The sequence below is a fragment of the Kitasatospora sp. NPDC101157 genome (assembly GCF_044768255.1).
Lineage (GTDB): Bacteria > Actinomycetota > Actinomycetes > Streptomycetales > Streptomycetaceae > Kitasatospora.
In genome coordinates this window covers 75,145-95,930 of sequence record NZ_JBIWPL010000016.1, presented here as the reverse complement: position 1 = coordinate 95,930, position 20,786 = coordinate 75,145, and the positions used below count along the sequence as shown (strand labels likewise).

The following is a 20,786-nucleotide window of genomic DNA, read 5'->3' as shown; positions in this document are numbered from 1 at the left end:
CGGGCGAGCCGTCAGCCGCCGTGGGGCGCACGGGCGTTCGGCACGCGCCCCCGCGTTCATCCCACCCGCCGGTCACACACCGTTTCGCCGCCGGGCGCCGGGAAAGATCCCGATCGCCCGATCAACCGGCCCATCCCAGAGGTGACGCCCGTGACCACCCAGTACCACCCGACCGCCCAGTACACCTCGGTCACCGCGCCCGGCGCGCTCCCCCTGCTCGGTCACGCCCCCGCCTTCATCCGCAGCCCGCTGGACTTCGTGGCCGGTCTCGCCGCCCACGGCGACCTGGTCCGGCTGCGGCTCGGCCCGCTCGACGCGTACGTCGCCTGCCACCCCGACCTGGTGCGCCGGCTGCTCACCGAGGACCGCACCTACGACAAGGGCGGCATCATCATCGAGAAGGCCCGCGAGGCCTTCGGCAACGGCCTCGCCACCTGCCCGGCCGCCGCCCACCGGCGCCAACGCCGCATGCTGCAGCCCGCGTTCCACCGCGACCGGCTGCCCGGCTACGCCACCATGATGGCCGAGGAGATCGCCGGCACCACCGCCCGCTGGCGCGACGGCGACGTGGTCGACGTGCCCGCCGCGATGTACCGCCTCAGCACGGCCGTCACCGCCCGCTGCCTGTTCGCCGCGCACGAGCGGGCCGGCACCCTGCCCGTCCACGACTCCATGGACGTGGTCACCCGCGGCGTCGCCCGCCGGATGATGCTGCCGCTGCCCGGCGCCGACCGGATCCCCACCCCCGGCAACCGCCGCTTCAAACGCGCCCGGCGGGACCTCCGCGAGATCACCCGGCTCCTGATCGCCGACTACCGCGCGGCCGGCACCGACCACCAGGACCTGCTCTCCGTGCTGCTCAGCGCCCGCGACGAGGACGGCCGGGGCCTGTCCGACGGCGAGATCCACGACCAGGTGGTCACCTTCCTGCTGGCCGGCATGGAGACCAGCGCCGCCACCCTCTCCTGGGCCTGGACCCTGCTCGCCGCCAACCCCGCCGTCCGCGAGCGCCTGCACACCGAACTCGACACCGTCCTCGACGGCCGCCCCGCCCGCCACGAGGACCTGGCCTCGCTGCCGCTCACCGCCAGGATCGTCAGCGAGACCCTCCGGCTCTACCCGCCCGCCTGGATCCTCAGCCGCACCGTCACCGCCGACACCGAACTCGGCGGCCACCGCCTCCCGGCCGGCGCCACCGTCCTCTACAGCCCCTACCTGCTGCACCGCCGCGCCGATCTCTTCCCCTGCCCCGACCGCTTCGACCCCGACCGCTGGCTCACCACCGCCCGCCCCGCCCCCGGTATCTACACCCCCTTCGGCCTGGGCGCCCGCCGCTGCATCGGCGACGCCTTCGGCACCACCGAGGCCGCCCTCGCCCTCGCCACCATCGCCGCCCGCTGGACCGTCACCCCCACCCGCGGCCGCCCCATCCGCCCCCGCCGCAGCTCCTCGCTGTCCCCCCGCTCCTTCACCGCGACGCTCAACCGCCGCATCCGCTGACGGACGCACCGACCCGGCGGCCGCCGGCGTTCGGTACTGTCCCGGGACGGGCGGTCGCATCCGGGCCGACCCGACCCTCCGCTCGACCGGGACACCATCAGCACATGAACCCTCGAAGCCCGTTGGGGCTCCTCACCGGGCTGCCGAACGCCCTCCGCACGTACCCGCGGCGCTCGCCGCTGACGCTCGTCTACGTCCTCCTGCTGCTGCTCGGACACGCCTGGGTCGAGTACGGGCTGTCCGGTCCGCAGGCCGACGACCTGCGCGGCTACATCAGCACCAACCTGGACAACCTGCACGACCACCCGGTCCGCGCCCTGGTCGGCAGCGCCCTGCTGTACGACGGCACCCTCACCGACATCGCCTCCACCGGCTTCGGCGGCACCCTGATCACCCTCGGCCTCGGCATCGTCGTCGGCCTCGCCTGGGCCGAACGCCGCTACGGCACGCCCCGCGCCGCCGCGGTCTTCCTGGCCGGGCACGTCGGCGCCACCCTGATCACCGCCCCCGTGATCCTGCTCGCCCTCGACCAGGGCTGGTACCCGGCCGACGTGCGGGAGGCCTCCGACTACGGCATCAGCTACGGTGCCCAGGCCGCCCTGGCCTTCGCCGTGCTCGCCCTGCCCCGCTGGGCCCGCCTGCCCTGGGCCGCCTTCGTCCTCGCCTGGCCCCTCGCCGGCGACCACGCCTGGCCCGGCCCCATCCCCGAGTTCACCACCGTCGGCCACCTCCTCGCCGCCGCCCTCGGCTTCACCCTCGCCGCCGCCACCGCCCACCGCCGCACCACCGCCCTCGCCCCCGCCGGCACCGGCGGGTGAGTCCCCCGCCGGGGCCGCCCGGAGGGTCAGTGCGGGGGGCGGCGGTCGGCGGCGAGGGTGGTCAGCAGGTGCTCGATCGCCGCCAGGCGCTCCCGCAACTCGTCGACATCGCCCTTGGTGGCGCTCTGTTCGGCCGCCTTGAGGGTGACCAGGAGCTGGCCGTCCGGCTCCAGGCGCGCCCGGGAGACGTCGCTGAGGTTGTCGCCGTTCTGCAGCCGCACGGCGTGCTCCAGCTCGGACGGGCGCAGCGCCAGCTCGCGCAGTGCTCCGGGCACCAGCTTGCCGTCGCGGACCACCGTGGTGGGCTCGCCCTCCAGGAGACGGGCGGCACGCGGGTCACGGGCCAGCCAGCGGGTGACGAGGGAGTTCACCACCACCAGGGTGACCGCGCCGACCACGCCTCCGACCAGGCTGTTGTCGTTGCCGATGATCGCGTTCTGCACCACGTTGGAGAGCAGGAACACCACCACCATGTCGAAGGTGTTCAGCCCCGCCAGCCCGCGCTTCCCGGCCAGCCGGAACAGCACCAGGATCAGCACGTAGACGGCGACCGTCCGGAGGACCTTCTCCACGATCGGAATCTGGACGACCACCAGGTCATGCCACACGGCCCCGCTCCTCCCACCACGACTTCCGGAACGGGGCCGACGCTACCTGCCGGGTCCGCCTACGAGCGCCGCTTCGGCTTGCCCCGCCGGGCCGCGGCCGGGCCACCACCCCGCCCCTTCTGCGGGGCCGCCTTCTGCCCGGCCGCCTTCTGGCCGCCCGCCTTCTGCTGCTGGGGCTTGCGCGGCGCCGCCGCCTTCTTCGGCCGGCCCTTCGGCTGCGCCTCGGCCGCCTGCCCGGCCCCGCGGCCGCGCGAGCTGTTGACCGTGCGCCCACGGACGATCCCGATGAACTCCTCCACCAGGTCCGTGGTCCGCTCCTGCGGCCAGGACAGCGCCACCTGCGACTGCGGCCCCTCCGCCACCGGCCGGTAGGTGAGGTCCCGCCGGTGGTGCAGCCGGGCCAGCGACTGCGGGACGAGCAGCACGCCGACGTTGGCCGCCACCAGCTCGACCGCGTCCGCCGTGGTGTCCGGGCGGGCGATCGCCGGGCGCCCGGGCAGGGTGTCGGCGGTGAAGCCGAGGGTGTCGTCCAGCGGGTGGAAGACCACCTCCTCGGCGAGGTCGTCGAGGGCGACCTCCTCGGCGGCGGCGAGCCAGTGGTCCTTGGGGAAGACCACGACGGTGGTCTCGGTGTACAGCGGGATCGCGCTGAGCACGTCCTTGTCGACCGGCAGCCGGACCAGTCCGGCGTCCACCCCGCCCTCGCGAACCGTCCGCTCGCCCTCGGTGGAGGGCACCGCGACCAGGTCGAGCGGGACGTCCGGGAGCCGCTCGACCCAGACCCGGGCCCATTTGCCGGGGGTCACGCCCGGGACGTACGCGAGCCGGAAGGACGGGTTCACCTGCATGTCTGTCACAGGGCAAGGCTACCGACCGTGACCGGAAGCGCCCGCGCACTCCCTTACCCTTGTCACCATGACATCGCTCAAGCAGAAGACCAGCCAGACCATGAAGCCGGCCACGGCGGCCAAGAAGCTGGGGATCTACCTCGCCGCGGCGCCGACCGACTTCCAGGAGGGCGTGGTCTCCCGCGAGGAGCTCAACGCGCTGCAGGCCTCGCCGCCGCAGTGGCTCCAGGAACTGCGCAAGAACGGCCCGCACCCGCGCCCGGTGGTCGCCGCGAAGCTCGGCATCTCCATCTCGGGCCTGGCCCGCGGCGGCGTGACCGAGGCGCTCACCACCGCCGAGATCGACGCGATCAAGGCCGAGAACCCGCTGTGGCTCCAGCACGAGCGCGCCAACCAGGTCGACGTCCGCAAGGAGGAGGCCCGGATCAAGGCGAAGCACGAGAAGGAGGCCGCCGAGAAGGCCGCCAAGGAGTCCCAGGGGCGCTGAGCCCTCCCCGGGAGTCCGGAGTCCGGAATCCTGAACGTCGAATTCCGTTTCGGCGGCGGCGCGTTCACGGCGAGCGGGCGGAACTCGTTTCCGTCCGCCGTGTATTGACCGCGCCGCCGCCGACTCCGAATAATCGCCCAATGACCGACCAGCCGGGCGACCGCCCGACCGTGCCCTCCGCCCAGGACGAACTCGCCGCCCTCGCCGAGGAGTTCTTCGCGGCCGAGAACGCCCACGACCCCTTCGAGGCCACCCTCAGCGGCACCGAGGGCCACGCCCACGAGGTGCCCGACCCGTCACGCGCGGCCGCGCTCCGCCACCGCGAGGTGCTCCGGGGCTTCGGCGTACGCCTGGCCGCGATCCCGCTGGACGGACTGGCCGGCGAGGACCGCCTCACCCACCGGGTGCTCGCCCGGCTGATCGAGAACAACAGCGGCCGGATCGCCCACGGGCTGGACGACTTCAGCGTCTCCGCGACCATCGTCGCCCCGCACAACACGGCCTTCGCCGCCTTCGCCATGACCGCCGTCGACCGGGAAGGCGCCGACGCCTACCTGGAGCGGCTGGCCGGACTGCCCGGCTACTTCGACGCCGTCCTGCAGCGCAGCCTGGACGCCGCCGCCGAGGGCCGGCTGCCGCTGCGCAGCGGGGTGGACGCCGCCGTGACCCAGTTGGACGGCTACCTGGCCGCCGACCCGACCGCCGACCAGCTGCTGCGCCCGCTCCAGGGCCGCCCGGAGTACGAGCGGGCCCGGGCGATCGTGCGCGAGGGCGTCCGGCCGGCGATGGCCCGCTACCGGGCGGGGCTGGCCCAGCGGCTGGCGCCGACCGCCCGTCCGGACTCCGAGGCCGGGGTCTGCCACGTGCCGGGCGGCACCGAGGGCTACGCCGATGCCGTGGCCCGCTTCACCAGGCCCGGGCTGGACCCGGAGGAGGTGCACCGGATCGGCCTGGAGACGGTGGCGGCACTGCGCGAGGAGTTCGCCGAACTGGGCGCCAAGGTGCTGGGCATCGCCTCCCCGGACGCCGTGCTGACCGCGCTGCGCGAGGACCCCGCGCTGCGCTTCGGCAGCGCGGCCGAGCTGATCACCCTGGTCGACGACGCGCTGGAGCGGGCCCGCCGGGCCTCGGCCGACTGGTTCCGCACGTACCCGATCGCCGACTGCGTGACCCGGGAGATCGACCCGATCGAGGCGGAGACGGCGCCACTGGCGTACTACCAGCCGCCGGGCCCGGGCGGCCGGCCGGGCACCCACTGGATCAACACGCTGCACCCGGAGACGCGGTTCACCTACGAGTACGAGGCGATCGCCTTCCACGAGAGCATCCCCGGCCACCACTTCCAGATCGCGGTCGCCCAGACCCTGCACCACCTGCCGCGGTTCCGGCAGCGGGCCACGGCCGCGCTGACCGCCCACGTCGAGGGCTGGGGCCTGTACACCGAGCGGCTGGCGGACGAGATGGGCCTGTACAGCTCGGAGCTGTCCCGCTTCGGCATGCTCTCGATGGACGCGCTGCGGGCGGTACGGCTGGTGGTGGACACCGGGATGCACCACTACGGCTGGTCCCGGGAGCGGGCGATGGCCTACCTGCGGGAGAACACCGCGACCCAGGAGTCCAACGTCCGCAACGAGATCGACCGCTACATCGCCTGGCCGGGCCAGGCCACCGCGTACATGATCGGCCGACGCGAACTCGTCCGGCACCGCGAGCGGGCGCAGGACGCGCTCGGCGCCCGCTTCGACGTCCGGGAGTTCCACCACGAGCTGATCGGGCACGGCAGCCTGCCGCTGGCGGTGCTGGACGACGTGGTCACGGAATGGATGGCGGCCGCCCGGTAGCGGCCGTGGCGCCGGTGTCGGTGCCGGTGGGGCGGGCCCCCCCCCGCCCCGCCGCGCGCGGCACCCGGCCGGCTTCAGCACCCGGTCGACAACCCTGCCCCCGGTAAGGTACCTGGGCGGGCCCCCCGCCGGCGGGGGCCGGGGGGGGGGGTGGGGGGGGGGGGGGGGGGGCCCCCCCCCCCCCCCGACGCGCTCGGAACCGGACGGTCTTCAGCACCGGGTCGACACCCGTGCCCGAGGTCAGGTACCGGGTGTGCCCGTCCTGACCGAGGAAGGCGTCGGTGACGGACGGCAGGCCGAAGTCGGTGGCCGCCTCCCCGGGGACGGCCGTGTTCGCGGCTGTGTCGTAGGCGCGCAGCGCCGCCTGCGGAGTCTTCCCGTCGGTGAGTGCGAGGCGTCCGGGGCGGCGCTTTGCCGAACCGTCGACTCCGGTGCGGCCGGGGCCGGCGGACGCGGCCGCGGGCCCGGCCGCCGGCAGCGCCCCCGCCGCCGCCGGCGCACCCAGTCAACGGATCTTGCCTGTCGAGCCCTTCATGGTTCCCCTCCCGGTGGTTCGTGCCCCGACTTCGCCGCGACGAGGTCACACCGCGGCCCGTTCGCGAACGCCGGAGATGGATCGTTCGAACCCGACCCGAACACGATTCCTTCACGGCTCGGACAGATCGGGAGCCGGCCGCGCCGGGGTGGCGGCGAACCTGTCGGGGCGTCAGGGTGCGGAAACGATTCCGCGCGCCCGTGACGGTCCTCCAGCGCCGGACGGGGCGTCACCCGTTCGGACCCGTCGACACGGTAGTGTCCGCTGACGCGGCCTCCGGCACCCCGCCGGCCGCCCGTACCACCGCAACGACCTGGAGGAACTCCGTGCCGGCTCCCGCCCGAGGCGCGCTCGCCATAGCCGCGGCCGTCCTGCTCGCCGCAGCCGCCGCAGGCTGCTCGTCCGGCGGCCACACCGCCAAGGACGGCTCGCACGCCAAGGACGGTGCCCACGGCACCGCCCCGGCGGCCGCGGGCGACGCCGCCCAGCCCGCCCCGGCCAAGATCGTGACCGGGCCCGGCCCGAAGAGCTCCTACGACGCCCAGCCGCAGCCCGCGGCGGGCAGCTGCCACTACCGCTACACGGCGGACAAGCAGCCACTGCCCGACCCCAACTGCACCCCGGGCGCGATCAGCCCGGCCGTCAACCAGGGCAACGTCAACGACACCATCTGCAAGCCGGGCGGCTACACCTCGACCATCCGCCCGCCGGCGAACGTCACCGGCAAGGAGAAGGCCGAGAACGCCAAGTCCTACGGCTACACCGGCCCGATGGGCGACGCCGAGTACGACCACCTGATCAGCCTGCAGCTCGGCGGCGATCCCAACGATCCGCGCAACCTGTGGATCCAGCCGCCCTCCCCCGGCCACGTCCCGGGCAAGGGCCCGAACAACCCCAAGGACTCGGTGGAGACCCACCTGCACACCGCGATCTGCAAGGGGCAGGTCACCCTGGCCGCCGCCCAGCAGGCGATCGCCACCGACTGGACGACGGCTGAGGTGAAGCTCGGCATCAGCAAGGGCGCCACCGCCGCGCCCACCGCGGAGGCGGACGCCGACGGGGACTGACGCCCCCCGACCGACCGCGGCGAATCGTCCCAGCTCGTGCCGCGCCCGTCGGGTACTGCTGCGTCCGGTCAGGCGCCGCCGCGTCCGGTCAGCCGTCCCCTCGTCCCAGCGATTCGACCAGCTCGGCGATGGTGTCGAACGGCCGGTACTCCGCGAACTCCGCGCCCAGCGCACGGGCCCGCTCGCGGAACCGGCCGTCGCCCAGCACCCGCTCGACCGCCCGGCCGACCGCCTCGGGGGCCGGGCGGCCGGTGCACAGGTCCAGCCCCACGCCGGCCCACTGCACCCGGGCCGCCACCTCCGGCTTGTCCTCGCTCGCCCCGGCCACCACCAGCGGCACCCCGTACCGCAGCGCGGCCTGCACCCCGCCGTACCCGCCGTTGCTCACCAGCACGTCGGTGTGCGGCAGCAGGCGGTCGAACGGGACGTACCCGGCGGCGCGGACGTTGTCCGGCAGGCTGCCGCCGAGCAGTTCGGCCAGCGCCCGCGGGCCGTCCGGACGGGCGGTCGCGGCCACCACCAACACGTCCCGCTCGGCCAGGGCGCCGACCGTCGGCGCCACCAGCTCGCCCAGGTCGTCATTGGCCAGCGTCCCCTGGGTCACCGCCACGACCGGACGCCCGCCGTCGGTGACCTCGTCCCACCACTCGGGCAGCGGCCGGTCCTCGTCGACGTTGCCGGGCAGCGCGCCGATCAGCCGGTACGAGGCGGGCGCGTCGCTGCGCGGGTACTCGAAACCCGGCACGGTCAGCTGCAGGAACACGTCCGGAACCGCCACCTGGGCCCGCCCCCGCGGCCCCTCCGGCAGCCGGACGCCCACCCCCGCGAACACCTTCTCCGCGTACCGCTGCAGCGGCTCACCGCGCCGGTCCGCTTCCTCCCGCAGCTCCCGCATCCGGGCCCGGCCCTCCTCGCCCGGCAGCGGCGGCACTCCGGGCCCGAACGGCGCGGTGTCCACACTCGGCAGCATCGACGGGCTGATCCCGACCCCGATCAGCGCCGGGCGCTCCGCCCGCGGGCGGCTCAGCGCCAGCGGCAGCGCGCCCTGGACGAAGGCGTCGGCGATCACCGCGTCGGCCGGGAAGTCCTCCAACAGCGCGAGCAGCGCCCGGTACTGGTACGGGATCGGGTCGAGGAAGACGTGCTGCACGTCGAAGGCGATCCGGGCCGGCCCGGGCGGCAGGTCCGCCCGCCCCGGGAAGGACGCGTCGAGGTCGCGGTCGTCCCAGTCGGCCTCGGCGGGCAGCGCGGCGAAGCGCACTCCCGCCCGTTCGGCGGCCGGCGCGAAGCGCGCACCGCCGAGGAAGACCACCTCGTGGCCGCGCGCGGCGAGGTCGGCGGAGATCGCCAGCAGCGGGCTGACGTGCCCGTGCGCGGGCAGGGCGGTGGTGATGATCCTGGACAGCGGAGACTCCTGTGTTCGGGCCCGGTGCGTTCTGCTTCTTGCCGGCACTCACCCTGGGCGTGGGCGGGGGACAACCGATGAACGGCTCATCTGCCCAAGACCGCACCGCCGTTCAGACCGATCACCTGCCCGGTGAGGTAGCCGGCCGCCGGGGAGGCGATGTAGGCCACCGCCTCGGCCACATCGGCGGGGGTGCCGGCCCGGCCGACCAGGGTGTCGGCGACCTTCCGGGCGTGGAACTCCTCGTTCCGGTCCGCCCCGAAGATCTCGGTGTCCACCACGTAGCCGGGCGCCAGCACGTTCACCGTGATCCCGTCCGGCCCCAACTGCCGGGCCAGGCCGAACGCCCAGCCGTGCAGGGCCGCCTTCGCCGCCGCGTACGAACCCGCCGAGTGCGGCCCCGCGCCACCACGCTGGGCGGCCGCCGAACTGATCATTACCAGTCGGCCGCCCGGACGGCGCAGCGCGCCCTGGAGCGCGGTGGTCAGCAGTACGGCGGTGAGCAGGTTGGTGTCCAGGTCCCGCCGCCAGGAGGCAGCCAGGGCGGCCAGACTGCCGTCCTCGGGCGGGGTGACGATGGCACCCGCGTTGTTCACCAGCACGTCCACCGGCCCGAGTTCACCGACCCGGGCCGCCACCTGCTCGACCGCCGCCGGGTCGGTCAGGTCCCCCGCCACCGGCACGACCGCCCCCGGCCCGGCGTCCCGCTCGATCTCCGCCCGGGCCTCCTCCAGCACCACGGCGCGGCGCCCGAGGACCGCCACCCGGTAACCGTCCCCGGCCAGCCGCGCCGCGATCGCCCGCCCGATCCCGGTGCCCCCGCCGGACACCACCGCGAGCCGCTCGCGCGTCACCGCTCGGCCCCGTCCTCGTAGTAGGAGCGCATCAGCTCGGTCGACCACGCGGGCTGGCGGACCTCGCCGCGCGGCCCGAACTCGGCCAGGTACGGCTTGATGTCCAGCACCGGCGTGCCCGCCACCGCGTCCAGCCCGGTGACGTGCAGGTCCAGCCCGTCCACCCGTACCAGTTCGCAGCGCGAGACCCCGATCCGGTTGGGGCGGTTCTTGCCGCGCTGGGCGAAGATGCCCACCAGCGGCCAGTCGGTGTTGCCGCGCGGGTGCCGGGCGCCGCTCTCGACCTTCTCCTCCGGGACGCGGTCGAAGTGGTACACCACCTCCAGGTGCGAGAAGCCGGCCAGCCCGTACAGCGCCTCCTCGGTGAACTGCCCGCCGTCCAACCGGATCACCGCCGCGACGCTCCCCCAGCCGTCGTCACGCACCTCCTCGCGTCCCCCGACCACCCGGGCCACCGGACGCACCGTCACTTCGCCCATGGAGCTTCCCCCTTCGAACTCGAACCGTTCGCTCGGTACGGTAGCGACCCGAACGCGCGGGCGATCAAGGGGGGGCGGGCCGGGTGACGGACACCACGGTCGAGTCCACGCCGTACCGGCGCCGACGGTGCGCGACCCCCGGTGCGCCGACCTCGCGCCCGCTGCTGCCGCTGGGACTGTTCCTCTGCCGCTGGGGCTGTTCCTCAGGGCGGCGGGCCGCCGAGCGCGCCACGGCCTGCTTCAGGACGCCAACTCCCGGGCGATCCGGCGCAGTTCGGCCACCGCAGGACCCGGCCGCCGAACCCCGGCAGCGGTACGTGCAGCGGCCCGGTCCAGCGCGGCGGGATGGCCGCCAGGCCGTAGCGGGCACCGGCCAGGCCGCCGGTGACGGCGGCCACGGTGTCGGTGTCCCCACCGAGGTCGACGGCGGCGCACAGCGCCTGCTCGAATCCGTCGGTGGTGCACAGGGCCCAGACCGCCGAGCCCAGGCAGGGCCGGACGGCGCCGTTGGCCTCGGTGGCGCGGTCGGGGTGCCAGTCGGGGGCGAGCACGGTGGCGTAGCGCTCGCGGTGGTCCGGGTGGACGGCGGCCGGCACGGCGGGGAGTTCGGCGAGCGGGTCGGTGCCGACGAGGGCCAGCCGGACCAGCTCGTGGAAGATCGCGGTCCCTCCCAGGCGGCCCGGTCCCCGTGGGTGAGCGCGGCGATCCGACGGGCGGCGTCCATGGTCGCCTGCCGTCCGGCGCGCGCGAAGGCGACGGCCGAGGTGGCGGCGCGCATCAGCGAGCCGTTGCCCGCGGCGCGCAGGGTGCCGCTGAAGTGGATGGCGGCGGCGAGATCCCAGGGGTCGCCGCTGGTGAGGACGGACTCGGTCTGGATCCCGATGTCCTTGGGCTCGGCGGCGGCCCAGCGGCGGAACCGGTCGAAGATGTCCGGGAGGTCCAACTCGCCGCGCTCGATGAGGGATTCGGCTACCAGGACGGCCTCTGGGTGTCATCGGTGGCCTCACCGGGCTCCCAGCCCCCACCGGCGACCAACTCGGCGCTCCCCGCGGGGAAGCGGGCGGAGAGGCCGCCGGCCGGGCCGAACTCGCAGGGGGCGCCGAGGGCGTCGCCCACGGCTGCTCCGAGTACGGCACCGGCCGCGCGGCCGTCCCGTTCGGTCGGGTCGGTCACCCCTGGCCCGGGGTGATGGGCAGGCCTCGCTTGTGCTCGGTGCGGCGGTAGTGGCCGACGACGGTGTCGAAGACCTGCTCGCTGACCTCGCGGCCCTCCAGGAAGTCGTCCAGGGCCTCGTACTCGACGCCGAGCGCGTCCTCGTCGGGCTTGCCGGGGGCCAGGTTCTCCAGGTCGGCCGTGGGAACCTTGCCGACCAGCTCGGCGGGAGCCCCCAAGTGGGCGGCCACCGAACGGACCTGACGCTTCGTCAGGCCGGAGAGCGGCATCACGTCGGCCGCGCCGTCGCCGAACTTGGTGAAGAAGCCGACGGCCGCCTCGGCCGCGTGGTCGGTACCGACGACCAGGCCGCCGACGGCGCCCGCGGCCGCGTACTGGACGACCATCCGCTGGCGGGCCTTGACGTTGCCGCGCACGAAGTCCTCGTGGGCGTGGTCACGGAAGGTGACGCCGGCCGTCAGCAGGGCGTCGAAGGCCGCGTCGGTGGCGGGCTTGATGTCGACGGTGAGCACCTCGTCGGCCCGGATGAAGTCGAGCGCGCGCTGGGCGTCCGCCTCGTCCGCCTGGACGCCGTACGGCAGCCGCATCGCCGTGAAGGACGCCTGGTACCCCTCGGAGCGCAGCCGCTCGACGGCGAGCTGGCAGAGCCGCCCGGTGGTGGTCGAGTCCACCCCGCCGCTGATGCCCAGCACCAGGGCGCGCGCGCCGGAGGCCCGCAACTGGTCGGCGAGGAAGGCCACCCGGCGCTCGGCCTCCTTCGCGGGGTCGGCGACGGGCACCACCCCGAGGGCCAGGGCGATCTCGCGCTGGACGTCCGCGGGCAGGGTCTCGGTCATGGTCGGCTCCTTCAAGTCGGTACCACGACATCATCCACCCGGGCCGCGGCCGGGCCGTCGGCGGCCCCGGGTCCGCCGGGCCCCGGGTCCGCCGGGTCCCGGTCCGCCGCCCCCGGGCCTCAGCCCGCCGCCCCCGGGTCCGGCTCCGCGCCCGGACCCGCGGCCCGACCCGCGTCCGGCTCCGCGGCCCGACCGGTGTCCGGCCCCGCGGCCCGACCTCCGTCGGGCTCCGTGCCCAGGACCCGGCCCGCCTCCGGCGCCGGGTGCCCGAGGATGTCGAGCACCACACGGCCGTCCACGGTCTCCTGGGCGACCAGCAGAGCCGCCAACTCGTCCAGGTGGTACCGGTGTTCGTGCAGCAGCCGCACGGCCCGGCGCTCGGCCCCGCGCAGCAGGGCGGCCACCGCCTCGTCCACCGCGCGCTGGGTCTGCTCGGAGTAGGGGCGGCGCAGCAGGTCGTCCGGGTGGTCGCCGAGGTACTGCGGGGAGCCGCTGGAGTAGCCGACCGGTCCGAGGTCCGGGGAGAGGCCGAACTCGCGGACCATCCGGGTGGCGACCGAGGTGGCGTTGGCGAGGTCGTTGGCGGCGCCGGTGGATCCCTCTCCGAAGACGACCAGTTCGGCGGCGCGTCCGCCGAGCTGGACGGTGAGCAGGTCGGTCAGATAGCTCTCGCTGTACAGGTGCCGTTCGGCCTCGGGGAGTTGCTCGGTGGCGCCGAGGGCGACCCCGGCCGGGAGGATGGTCACCTTGGCGACCGGGTCGGCGTGCTCGCACAGCGCGGCCATCAGGGCGTGCCCGGACTCGTGCACGGCGACGGCGTGCCGCTCCTCGGGCAGCAGCGCATTGGAGGACTCCCGGCGTCCGAGCAGCACCCGGTCCCGGGCCTCGTCGAGGTCGGCGGCGGTGATGGTGGCCCGTTCGGCGCGCACGGCGTTGATGGCGGCCTCGTTGACCAGGTTGGCGAGGTCGGCCCCGGAGAAGCCGGGGGTGCCGCGGGCGATCCGGTCCAGGTCGGTGTCGGGGGCGAGGGTCTTGCCGCGCGCGTGCACGGAGAGGATGGCCGCCCGTTCGGCCTGGTTGGGCAGCGGCACGGTGACCTGCCGGTCGAAGCGGCCGGGCCGCAGCAGTGCCGGGTCGAGGGCGTCCGGCCGGTTGGTGGCGGCGATGACGACGATGCCGGTGCTCTGGTCGAAGCCGTCCATCTCGGAGAGCAGCTGGTTGAGGGTCTGCTCGCGCTCGTCGTTGCCGCCGATCCGGGTGCCGCCGGCGCGACGGCCGCCGACGGCGTCGATCTCGTCGATGAAGATGATCGACGGCGCGCGCTTGCGGGCCTCCTCGAACAGGTCGCGGACCCGCGAGGCACCGACGCCGACGAACATCTCGACGAAGCCGGAGCCCGTCACGGAGAGGAACGGCACCGAGGCCTCCCCGGCGACGGCCCGGGCGAGCAGCGTCTTGCCGGTGCCCGGCGGGCCGACCATGATCACCCCGCGCGGCCCCTTGGCCCCGGCGGCGGCGTAGCGCTCGGGGCTGCGCAGGAAGTCGACCACCTCGCTGACCTCCTGTTTCACTCCCTCGTACCCGGCCACGTCGGCGAACCCGGTGGCGGGCCGCTCGGCCTCGATGATCTTCGCCCGGGAACGGCCGATCGCGCTCAGCCCGCCGCCGAGCGAGCGGGCGGCCATCCGGCCCGACCAGAGGAACAGCCCGCCGAAGATCAGCAGCGGCAGGAACAGCAGCAGCGTGGACCAGATCGAGCTGCCGCCGGCGCGGCGGCTGCCGGTGACGTTCACGTGCTGGTCGGACAGCGCACGGCTGAGCTGGGAGGTGTCCAGGGCGGTCGGGATCTGGCTGGTGAAGTGGGTGCCGTCCTTGAGCGTGCCGGAGACGCCGCCGGTGTCGGTGACGTCCACGGTCTGCACCTGGCCGGTGTCGATCCGGTTCAGGAAGTCGGTGTAGCTGTAGCGCGGGCCGGTCGGGGGTGATTTGGAGAACAGGACCAGGAGGAGCAGGGTCACCAGCACCGCGACGGGCAGCAGCCAGCGGCGCAGCGGGGACGGGGGCGGCTTGGGCGGAGTGCCACCAGGGCCGGGACCCCGGCCGGGGTCGGGCCCCCGGCCAGGGCCGGGGCGCGGCTCGCCCCAGGGGTCACGGCCGGGGCCGGAACCCGGCGGCGTCGCGGGGTGGCGGAGGGCGTGCAGCCGCGTTCGTACGGTCATCCGTGCTCACCGCCTCTCGGGCGCGCCGCTCGGGCCCTGCTCCGGACCTTCCTCTCCATGGTCGACCCCCCGGGGCCAGGACGGCAGGGCGAGCGGACACCAGCTGGGCGCGGGGGCCCGGTCCTCGCGCTCGGCTTCCGCCGCATCCTGGGGCTACCCGACCGGCGGGAGACCACCCGGAAGGCGGTACGGCCGAAGGGCTCCGCACGGGTGCGGACCACCGGTTGACCCGTTCACCCGGCCGCTCGCGCCCCACGTCATCGCGCCCGTCCGCGCCCGTGAGCAGTGCGCCCCCCGCCATCGGCACCAGCGGCGTGTCCGGCGCGTCCCCCTGGCCCGGCAGTCCGGGCGGCGACCACAGCGCCGCCCGCGGACCGCCGCTCACCGGTACGGCCCGCGCGGGGGCGGCGGTCCACAGCGGAGCGTCGCAGAGCAGGCAGAAGGCGAAGAGCCCGCCGACGAAGTCGCTCAGTTCGACCAGCAGGAGCCGGCCCCCCGGCCAGCCCGCCCCGACCGCCTGCCCCCGACGTGAGTGGCGGGCGGTGGCGGCGGACCGTCGACCCCGCGTCGCAGACCTGTCGCAGGGGGCGAGCCCGGCCGCCGACGCGCGCTGGGCACGCCGCACCCGATCCGCCTCAGGCTGGGCCTCGGCGTGCCCTCACCGCGGCCGTCGCCCTCGTCGGAGCCGCCCTGCCGACCACCTGGCCGGCCACCCGGCCGTCGCGGTGGCCGCCGGGATCCTGCCGGTCCCGCTCGCCTGGCCGCTCGTCGTGGCCCTCAATAACCTGCGCCGGACCGGAAGCTGAGCCTCCGTCGACCGCCTACGGCCCTGCCCGAGCCGTCTACTACAGTCCTCCCATGAGCGATGCGGACCGACTGCCGATACCGACGACCCCCCAGCCCCGAGTGGAACCCCGCGCCGGGGACGCCGACCGGGAGGCGGTGGCGGAGCGGCTGCGGATCGCGGCGGGCGAGGGCCGGATCGATCTCGGGGAGCTGGAGGAACGGCTCGACCGTGCCTACGCAGCCAGGACCTACGGCGAACTCGACGTCCTGGTGGCGGATCTGGGCGGCCGCCCGGACGCCGGGGCGGAGTCCGGCGACGTCCTTGTCCTCAAGCCCAAGCTTGGCAACATCCGGCAGAGCGGACGGTGGACGGTGCCGTCCCGGATCGTCGCCGAGTGCCGCATGATGCACATCGAGATCGACTTCACCGAGGCGGTCTGCCCGCACCGCGAGGTCACCGTCGAGGCGGCGTGCGGTGCGGGTCACATCCGCCTGCTGGTGCCGGCCGGGTGGGGCGTGCGGGTGGACGGGTCGAGCACCAACACCGGCCACATCGTCAACAAGGCTTCCGCGGCCGCCGAGCCCGGGGCCCCGACCGTGACCGTCGTCGGCCATCCCCGGTCGGGGCTGATCAAGATCAAGCAGCGCCGCCGCTGACCGGACGGGCCAAGGACACCGGGGGGCGGGCGTCAGCCGGGGCCCAGCGCGCCGGACGGGCGTCGGCAGCCCCGGCGTGCCGGACGGGCGTCACGAGAAGTCGAGCGACCCCGTCCGGGTCCGCTTGAGCTCGAAGAACTTCGGGTAACCGGCCAGCAGCCGCACGCCCTCGAAGACCCGCAGCGCGTCCTCGCCGCGCGGGATCGCGCTCAGCACCGGGCCGAAGAAGGCGACGCCGTCCACGTGGATGGTCGGGGTGCCGACCTCCTCGCCGACCGGGTCCATGCCCTCGTGGTGGCTCTTGCGCAGCGCGATGTCGTACGCCGTGCTGCTGGCCGCCTCGGCCAGTTCCTCGGGCAGTCCGGCCGCCACCAGTGCCTCGCGGATGACGGCGTCGTCGGCCTCCCGGTCCTGGTCGTGCAGGCGGGTGCCGAGCTCGGTGTACAGGTCGCGCAGCACGTGCTCGCCGTGCTGCTCGGCGGCGGCGATGCAGACCCGGACAGGGCCCCAGCCGGTGGTCATCAGGCGCTGGTAGCGCTCCGGCAGATCGGTGCGGCCCTCGTTGAGGACGGACAGGCTCATCACCCGGAAGTTCAGGTCCAGCTCGCGCTGCTTCTCGACCTCCAGGATCCACCGGGAGGTGATCCAGGCGAAGGGGCAGACGGGGTCGAAGTAGAAGTCGACCTTGGTGGTGTTCTCGTTCGCTCGCGTGTTCACGTCGATGATCATAGGGCGCGATTGGACCGCTCTCCAGGGCCAATTATTGCCATCGACCCTGGGCCACTTCTGGATTCGGGCGGCCTCGGCTGCACGTGGTCCCGTCTCGGCTGCAGGTGGTTCCGCCTCGGCTGCAAGTGGTCACGTCCCAGCTGCAGGTGGCCCGGGTCAGCTGCAGGTGGTCCCGTCGGCAGGCACCGTACCGTCCAGCAGGTAGGCGTCCACGGTCTTCTTCAGGCACGGGTTGCCGGTGTTGTATCCGCCGTGGCCCTCGCCGTTCAGGGTGACGGTGATGCCCACGCCCGCTCCCAGCTGCTGCGCCATCTCGTGGGCGCCCTCGACCGGGGTCGCCGGGTCCCCCGTGGTGCCGACCACCAGGATCGGGGCAGCGCCCGCGGCGGAGACGTCCGGGTGGTCGGTCCTGCCCGGGACGGGCCAGCCGGTGCAGCCGGTCAGACCCCAGGCGGTGAAGGCGCCGAACACCGGGGAGGCGTTGCGGAACTGCGGCAGCTGCTGCTCGACGTCCTGGTCGGAGTACCGTTGCCGGGCGTCCACGCAACTGATCGCCCGGTTGGCCGCGTTCAGGTTGTTGTAGTGCCCCTGCGGGTCACGGCCGAGCAGCGAGTCGGCCAGCTGGAGCAGGGTGTCACCGGTGCCCTGCTGCATCGCCTGGGTGAGACCGGAGGCCAGCGCGGGCCAGGTCTGCTGGCTGTACAGGCCGCTGGCGATGCCGGTGATGGCCAGGCTCTCGGTGAGCTTGCGGCCGCTGCTGGTGGGCAGCGGCGACTGCGAGAGCTTCTGCAGCAGGTCGGTGATCTTCGCCGTGCCCGCGGCGCCGCCGGAGCCGGTTGGGCAGGTGGGGTCCTGAGCGGCGCAGGCCTTCATGAAGTCTTCGAGGGCCAGTTGGAAGCCCTGGGCCTGGCCAAGTGCGCTCTGCTCCGGGTCCTTGGTCGGGTCGACCACCGAGTCCAGGACCATCCGGCCGACCTCCTGCGGGAACAGGTGCGCGTACACGCCGCCGAGCTCGGTGCCGTAGCTGATGCCGAAGTAGGAGAGCTTCCGGTCGCCGACCACCTGCCGCATCAGGTCGAGGTCCCGCGCGGCGCTCTCGGTGTCCACGTAGGGCAGCACCGGGCCGGAGTTGTGCTCGCAGGCGGAGGCGAACTGGGCGTTGCTGTCGTCCAGGGCCTTGACCCCGGCCGGGGTTTCCGGGGTGCTGTCGACGGCCGCGTTGGCGTCCATCGCCGGGTCGTCCAGGCACTTCACCCCGGCGCTGTTGCCGACCCCGCGCGGGTCGAAACTCACCAGGTCGTAGCGGGTGTTGAGGGAGGCGTAGGCCGGGGCCAGGGCGGGCAGGGTGGCCACGCCGGAGGCGCCGGGGCCGCCGAAGTTGAAGAACAGCGAGCCGATCCGGTGCTGTTCGTCCGTGGCCTTGCTGCGGATCAGCGCGAGGTCGATGGTCTTGCCGTCCGGCTTGGCGTAGTCCAGCGGGGCCTTGAGGGTGGCGCACTGCCAGTCGCCCGCGGGCGCGGTGCCCCCGCCCTGCGCGGTGCTCGGGGCCGGGCACGGACGCCAGTCCAGCGGCTGGCCGGCCAGGCCGGAGAGGCTCGCGCCGGGAGCCGCGGAGGTCGGCGCTGGGTCGGCCACGGAGCGGCCCTCGCCCTGGCAGCCGGACACGGGGGCGAGCAGCAGCGCGGTCAGGCCGAGAGCGCCGGCGCCGCGGACGACGGTGTGCATGGAGCGGTCCACCTCTCGTGTCTTCCGGACGCGCTTCCGGACTGGGTTCCCGCGCCCACCGGCGCGCGGCAGGACGGCGTGCGCCCCAGTGCGTCGGGACGGCGTGCGCCCCGGCGCTCGGCACCGTCGGCGCACCACAGACCCTAGGGGCCACGGGGCGGCGATGCCCGTCGGAATCCCCGGACGGGCGGATCGCGCCGATCGGACTGCCACCGGCCGACCGGGTGAGGGTTCAACCGGCTCACCGGGTGGCAGCCTTACCGCCGGCCGCCGGGCGCGGGCGCGCGCGGGGGCGGCTCCGAAGCGGATGTGAACACGGAGTACGGAGTACACGGAGGGCGGCACGTTGAGCACCGACACCGGACCGGACACCGGCACGGACACCGACAGCACTACCGACAGCACTAACGACACCGACGCCGACTTCGTCAGCGTGGACGTCTTCATCACCACCGGCCGACAGGAGGTGCTGCTGCAACTGCGCGACGACCGGCCGGACATCCGGTGGCCCGCCCACTGGGTCGTCCCCGGCGGACACCGCGAGCCGGGCGAGACGCCGTACCAGACCGCCGTCCGCGAGCTGCGCGAGGAGACCGGGCTCCACGTACCCGACCTGCGCCCCTTCCACCCGGTGCCGGCCGGGACCGACCGGCTCGGCCCCCGGCAGCGTGCCTTCCACGCCCAGGTCGACGTCGACCCGGCCGAGCTGGTCCTCGGCGAGGGCCAGGAACTGCGGCTCGTCCCGTTCGCCGAGGCGCAGCGGATGAAGATGCCGCCCGAACTCAAGGGCTACCTGCGCCAGCTGGAGGCCCGGCTGACCGCCGGCCGGACCCCGGACTGGGCCGTGGTCGACGACATCCACCGCCACCTCTCGGCCCATCGGGCGGGGCTCGGGCTGTCGCTGCTGCACCTCCAGGTGGTGAAGATCCAGGAGGAGGCCGGGGAGGTCGCCGAGGCCCTGCTCGGCGTGCTCGGCGCCAATCCCCGCAAGGGCGTCAGCCACACCATGGCGGACCTACAGGGCGAGCTGTGTGACGTGATCACCGCCGCCATGGTCGCGCTGCGCGAGACCACGGCCGACCCGGGCGCGGTCCTCGCCGAACACCTGGCGCGCTGGCGGCCGTCGCGACTGGACCGGGAGGAGTAGCCGCCGGCCCCGGCTCTTCCCTCGCGCCGGACCCGCCGCAGCGCCCCGGCCGATCGGCACCCTCTGTCGGGGGAATTCGGGGGCCGGAACCTCCCGATCGGCACATGTGAGGGCGGTGGGCAGCATACGAGGATGGCGGTCATCGGGGCCCTGCCGGTGGGCCCCGGGAAGGAGCCCCGCCATGACTGCCGTCCTCGGCTCGCCCTCGAACCCGCTCCAGCTCCAGCTCCAGCTCCTGACCCTGCCCTCGCCTTCGATCTCGTCCCTGCTGCCCTCAGCGCAGTTCCAGCCCGGGCCGGCCGCGCACCACGTAGGCCGGCAACCGCAGCTCGCCCAGCACCGCCCGGGGCAGCCGCAGCCCGAAGCGCTGCCCGACCGCACCGAGGGTCCGCCGACGGACGCCCGGGGGCAGCACGTCCCCGGCGGCGCAGCGGGTGACGCCGTCGGCCTCCAGGACGTTCGCGGCGACCAGTTCCGGCACGAGCAGGTCGGGCTCCTGCCCCCAACGCCAGCGCTCCTCCCCCAGACCGAAGCCGCACAGCACGGCGCCGTCCCGGGCGTAGTCAAGGAGGGCCGGAGGCTGCTCCGGCATCGGCCGGAAGTGGACGACCTCCACACCGCCGCGCGCTATCTCGGTGAGCAGTTCGCCGCCGGTCGAGTCCCCGTACTCGATCGCGAAGGACCACGCGTCCGCCACGCCGACCCGGATCACACCGTCGCCGTCGTCACCCGGGCGGTAGACCTCGATGTCCAGGCCCCAGATCTCCGTTCCGCTGATCGGGCCGGTGGCGGCATCAGGGTCGGCGCCCATCCGGCGGGCGAGTTCCTCGGGCGGGATCCCGCGCGCGAACACCACGCCGCCCACTTCCCCACCCGCGTCCGCCAGCCACTGGATGCCCTCACCGTCCTGATCCTCGGCCTCGCGCGAACTGTCACCGATGACGCCGATCATGACGCCCCTCCCCTCGCGCCGGCCCTGCGATGGCCAGGCGCAGCCGGTCCGCACCCTAACCGAGATCGCCGACACACATCGCGGAAGCCGACCGGTCGCCCTCCCCCGCCACCACCTCGC

The 20,786-nt window shown here is 74.5% G+C and carries 17 protein-coding genes and 1 pseudogene; 7 read left to right on the top strand and 11 right to left on the bottom strand.

Features of this window, described 5'->3' with window-relative positions:
* The first annotated feature begins 150 nt into the window (after positions 1 to 150).
* Entirely contained in the window at positions 151 to 1,500 is a 1,350-nt protein-coding gene (locus tag ACIRVF_RS27685; protein WP_402823281.1) for a cytochrome P450, read from the top strand.
* Positions 1,501 to 1,604: 104 nt separating this feature from the next.
* Positions 1,605 to 2,318, top strand: coding sequence for a rhomboid-like protein (locus ACIRVF_RS27680; RefSeq protein WP_402823278.1), 714 nt, complete (start codon positions 1,605 to 1,607; stop codon positions 2,316 to 2,318).
* A gap of 26 nt (positions 2,319 to 2,344) precedes the next feature.
* Here the strand turns inward: ACIRVF_RS27680 and ACIRVF_RS27675 are convergent, their stop codons facing one another.
* Positions 2,345 to 2,926, bottom strand: a complete 582-nt coding sequence (locus ACIRVF_RS27675) for a DUF421 domain-containing protein (RefSeq protein WP_402823275.1) — start codon at positions 2,924 to 2,926, stop codon at positions 2,345 to 2,347.
* 59 nt (positions 2,927 to 2,985) lie between these two features.
* Positions 2,986 to 3,783 carry a LysR family substrate-binding domain-containing protein gene (locus tag ACIRVF_RS27670; RefSeq protein WP_402823272.1) on the bottom strand — a complete coding sequence of 266 codons (798 nt, stop codon included), beginning with the start codon at positions 3,781 to 3,783 and terminating at the stop codon, positions 2,986 to 2,988.
* A 58-nt stretch (positions 3,784 to 3,841) separates the two neighbouring features.
* On the opposite strand from ACIRVF_RS27670, the gene ACIRVF_RS27665 reads away from it, so the two are divergent.
* The 3 genes from ACIRVF_RS27665 (at position 3,842) to ACIRVF_RS27655 (ending at position 7,704) form a co-directional block, all read left to right on the top strand.
* On the top strand, positions 3,842 to 4,261 hold the full coding sequence (locus tag ACIRVF_RS27665) for a DUF5997 family protein (RefSeq protein WP_402823269.1): 420 nt from the start codon (positions 3,842 to 3,844) through the stop codon (positions 4,259 to 4,261).
* A 140-nt stretch (positions 4,262 to 4,401) separates the two neighbouring features.
* The gene (locus ACIRVF_RS27660) at positions 4,402 to 6,102 is read left to right on the top strand and encodes a DUF885 domain-containing protein (RefSeq protein ID WP_402823266.1); all 1,701 of its coding nucleotides are present in this window, start codon (positions 4,402 to 4,404) and stop codon (positions 6,100 to 6,102) included.
* Between the two features lie 861 nt (positions 6,103 to 6,963).
* Positions 6,964 to 7,704 carry a hypothetical protein gene (locus tag ACIRVF_RS27655; protein WP_402823264.1) on the top strand — a complete coding sequence of 247 codons (741 nt, stop codon included), beginning with the start codon at positions 6,964 to 6,966 and terminating at the stop codon, positions 7,702 to 7,704.
* 88 nt (positions 7,705 to 7,792) lie between these two features.
* Here the strand turns inward: ACIRVF_RS27655 and ACIRVF_RS27650 are convergent, their stop codons facing one another.
* From ACIRVF_RS27650 to ftsH, 6 genes and pseudogenes are all read right to left on the bottom strand, one after another.
* Entirely contained in the window at positions 7,793 to 9,157 is a 1,365-nt protein-coding gene (locus ACIRVF_RS27650) for a glycosyltransferase (RefSeq protein ID WP_402823261.1), read from the bottom strand.
* A 38-nt stretch (positions 9,158 to 9,195) separates the two neighbouring features.
* Entirely contained in the window at positions 9,196 to 9,963 is a 768-nt protein-coding gene (locus ACIRVF_RS27645) for an SDR family NAD(P)-dependent oxidoreductase (protein WP_402823258.1), read from the bottom strand.
* Positions 9,960 to 10,442 carry an SAM-dependent methyltransferase gene (locus ACIRVF_RS27640; protein ID WP_402823255.1) on the bottom strand — a complete coding sequence of 161 codons (483 nt, stop codon included), beginning with the start codon at positions 10,440 to 10,442 and terminating at the stop codon, positions 9,960 to 9,962. The genes ACIRVF_RS27645 and ACIRVF_RS27640 overlap by 4 nt, the downstream gene beginning before the upstream one ends.
* Positions 10,443 to 10,645: 203 nt before the next feature.
* Positions 10,646 to 11,615 (bottom strand): annotated as a pseudogene (locus tag ACIRVF_RS27635) (ADP-ribosylglycohydrolase family protein).
* Positions 11,612 to 12,451 carry an ammonia-dependent NAD(+) synthetase gene (gene nadE, locus ACIRVF_RS27630; RefSeq protein ID WP_402823252.1) on the bottom strand — a complete coding sequence of 280 codons (840 nt, stop codon included), beginning with the start codon at positions 12,449 to 12,451 and terminating at the stop codon, positions 11,612 to 11,614. The pseudogene ACIRVF_RS27635 and the gene nadE overlap by 4 nt, the downstream one beginning before the upstream one ends.
* Positions 12,452 to 12,570: 119 nt before the next feature.
* Positions 12,571 to 14,670, bottom strand: coding sequence for an ATP-dependent zinc metalloprotease FtsH (gene ftsH, locus ACIRVF_RS27625; protein ID WP_402823249.1), 2,100 nt, complete (start codon positions 14,668 to 14,670; stop codon positions 12,571 to 12,573).
* 858 nt (positions 14,671 to 15,528) lie between these two features.
* Here ftsH and ACIRVF_RS27620 point away from each other — a divergent pair.
* Entirely contained in the window at positions 15,529 to 16,113 is a 585-nt protein-coding gene (locus ACIRVF_RS27620; protein WP_402823246.1) for a DUF1707 domain-containing protein, read from the top strand.
* Positions 16,114 to 16,203: 90 nt separating this feature from the next.
* Here the strand turns inward: ACIRVF_RS27620 and ACIRVF_RS27615 are convergent, their stop codons facing one another.
* Both ACIRVF_RS27615 and ACIRVF_RS27610 read right to left on the bottom strand, forming a co-directional pair.
* Entirely contained in the window at positions 16,204 to 16,842 is a 639-nt protein-coding gene (locus ACIRVF_RS27615; RefSeq protein WP_402823243.1) for a disulfide bond formation protein DsbA, read from the bottom strand.
* Between the two features lie 156 nt (positions 16,843 to 16,998).
* Complete coding sequence (locus tag ACIRVF_RS27610) at positions 16,999 to 18,567, bottom strand: alpha/beta hydrolase (RefSeq protein ID WP_402823240.1); 1,569 nt, start codon at positions 18,565 to 18,567, stop codon at positions 16,999 to 17,001.
* Positions 18,568 to 18,913: 346 nt separating this feature from the next.
* On the opposite strand from ACIRVF_RS27610, the gene ACIRVF_RS27605 reads away from it, so the two are divergent.
* Complete coding sequence (locus ACIRVF_RS27605) at positions 18,914 to 19,714, top strand: NUDIX domain-containing protein (protein WP_402823237.1); 801 nt, start codon at positions 18,914 to 18,916, stop codon at positions 19,712 to 19,714.
* A 274-nt stretch (positions 19,715 to 19,988) separates the two neighbouring features.
* Here ACIRVF_RS27605 and ACIRVF_RS27600 read toward each other — a convergent pair whose 3' ends face one another.
* Entirely contained in the window at positions 19,989 to 20,666 is a 678-nt protein-coding gene (locus ACIRVF_RS27600) for a DUF6461 domain-containing protein (RefSeq protein WP_402823235.1), read from the bottom strand.
* Between the last annotated feature and the right edge of the window lie 120 nt (positions 20,667 to 20,786).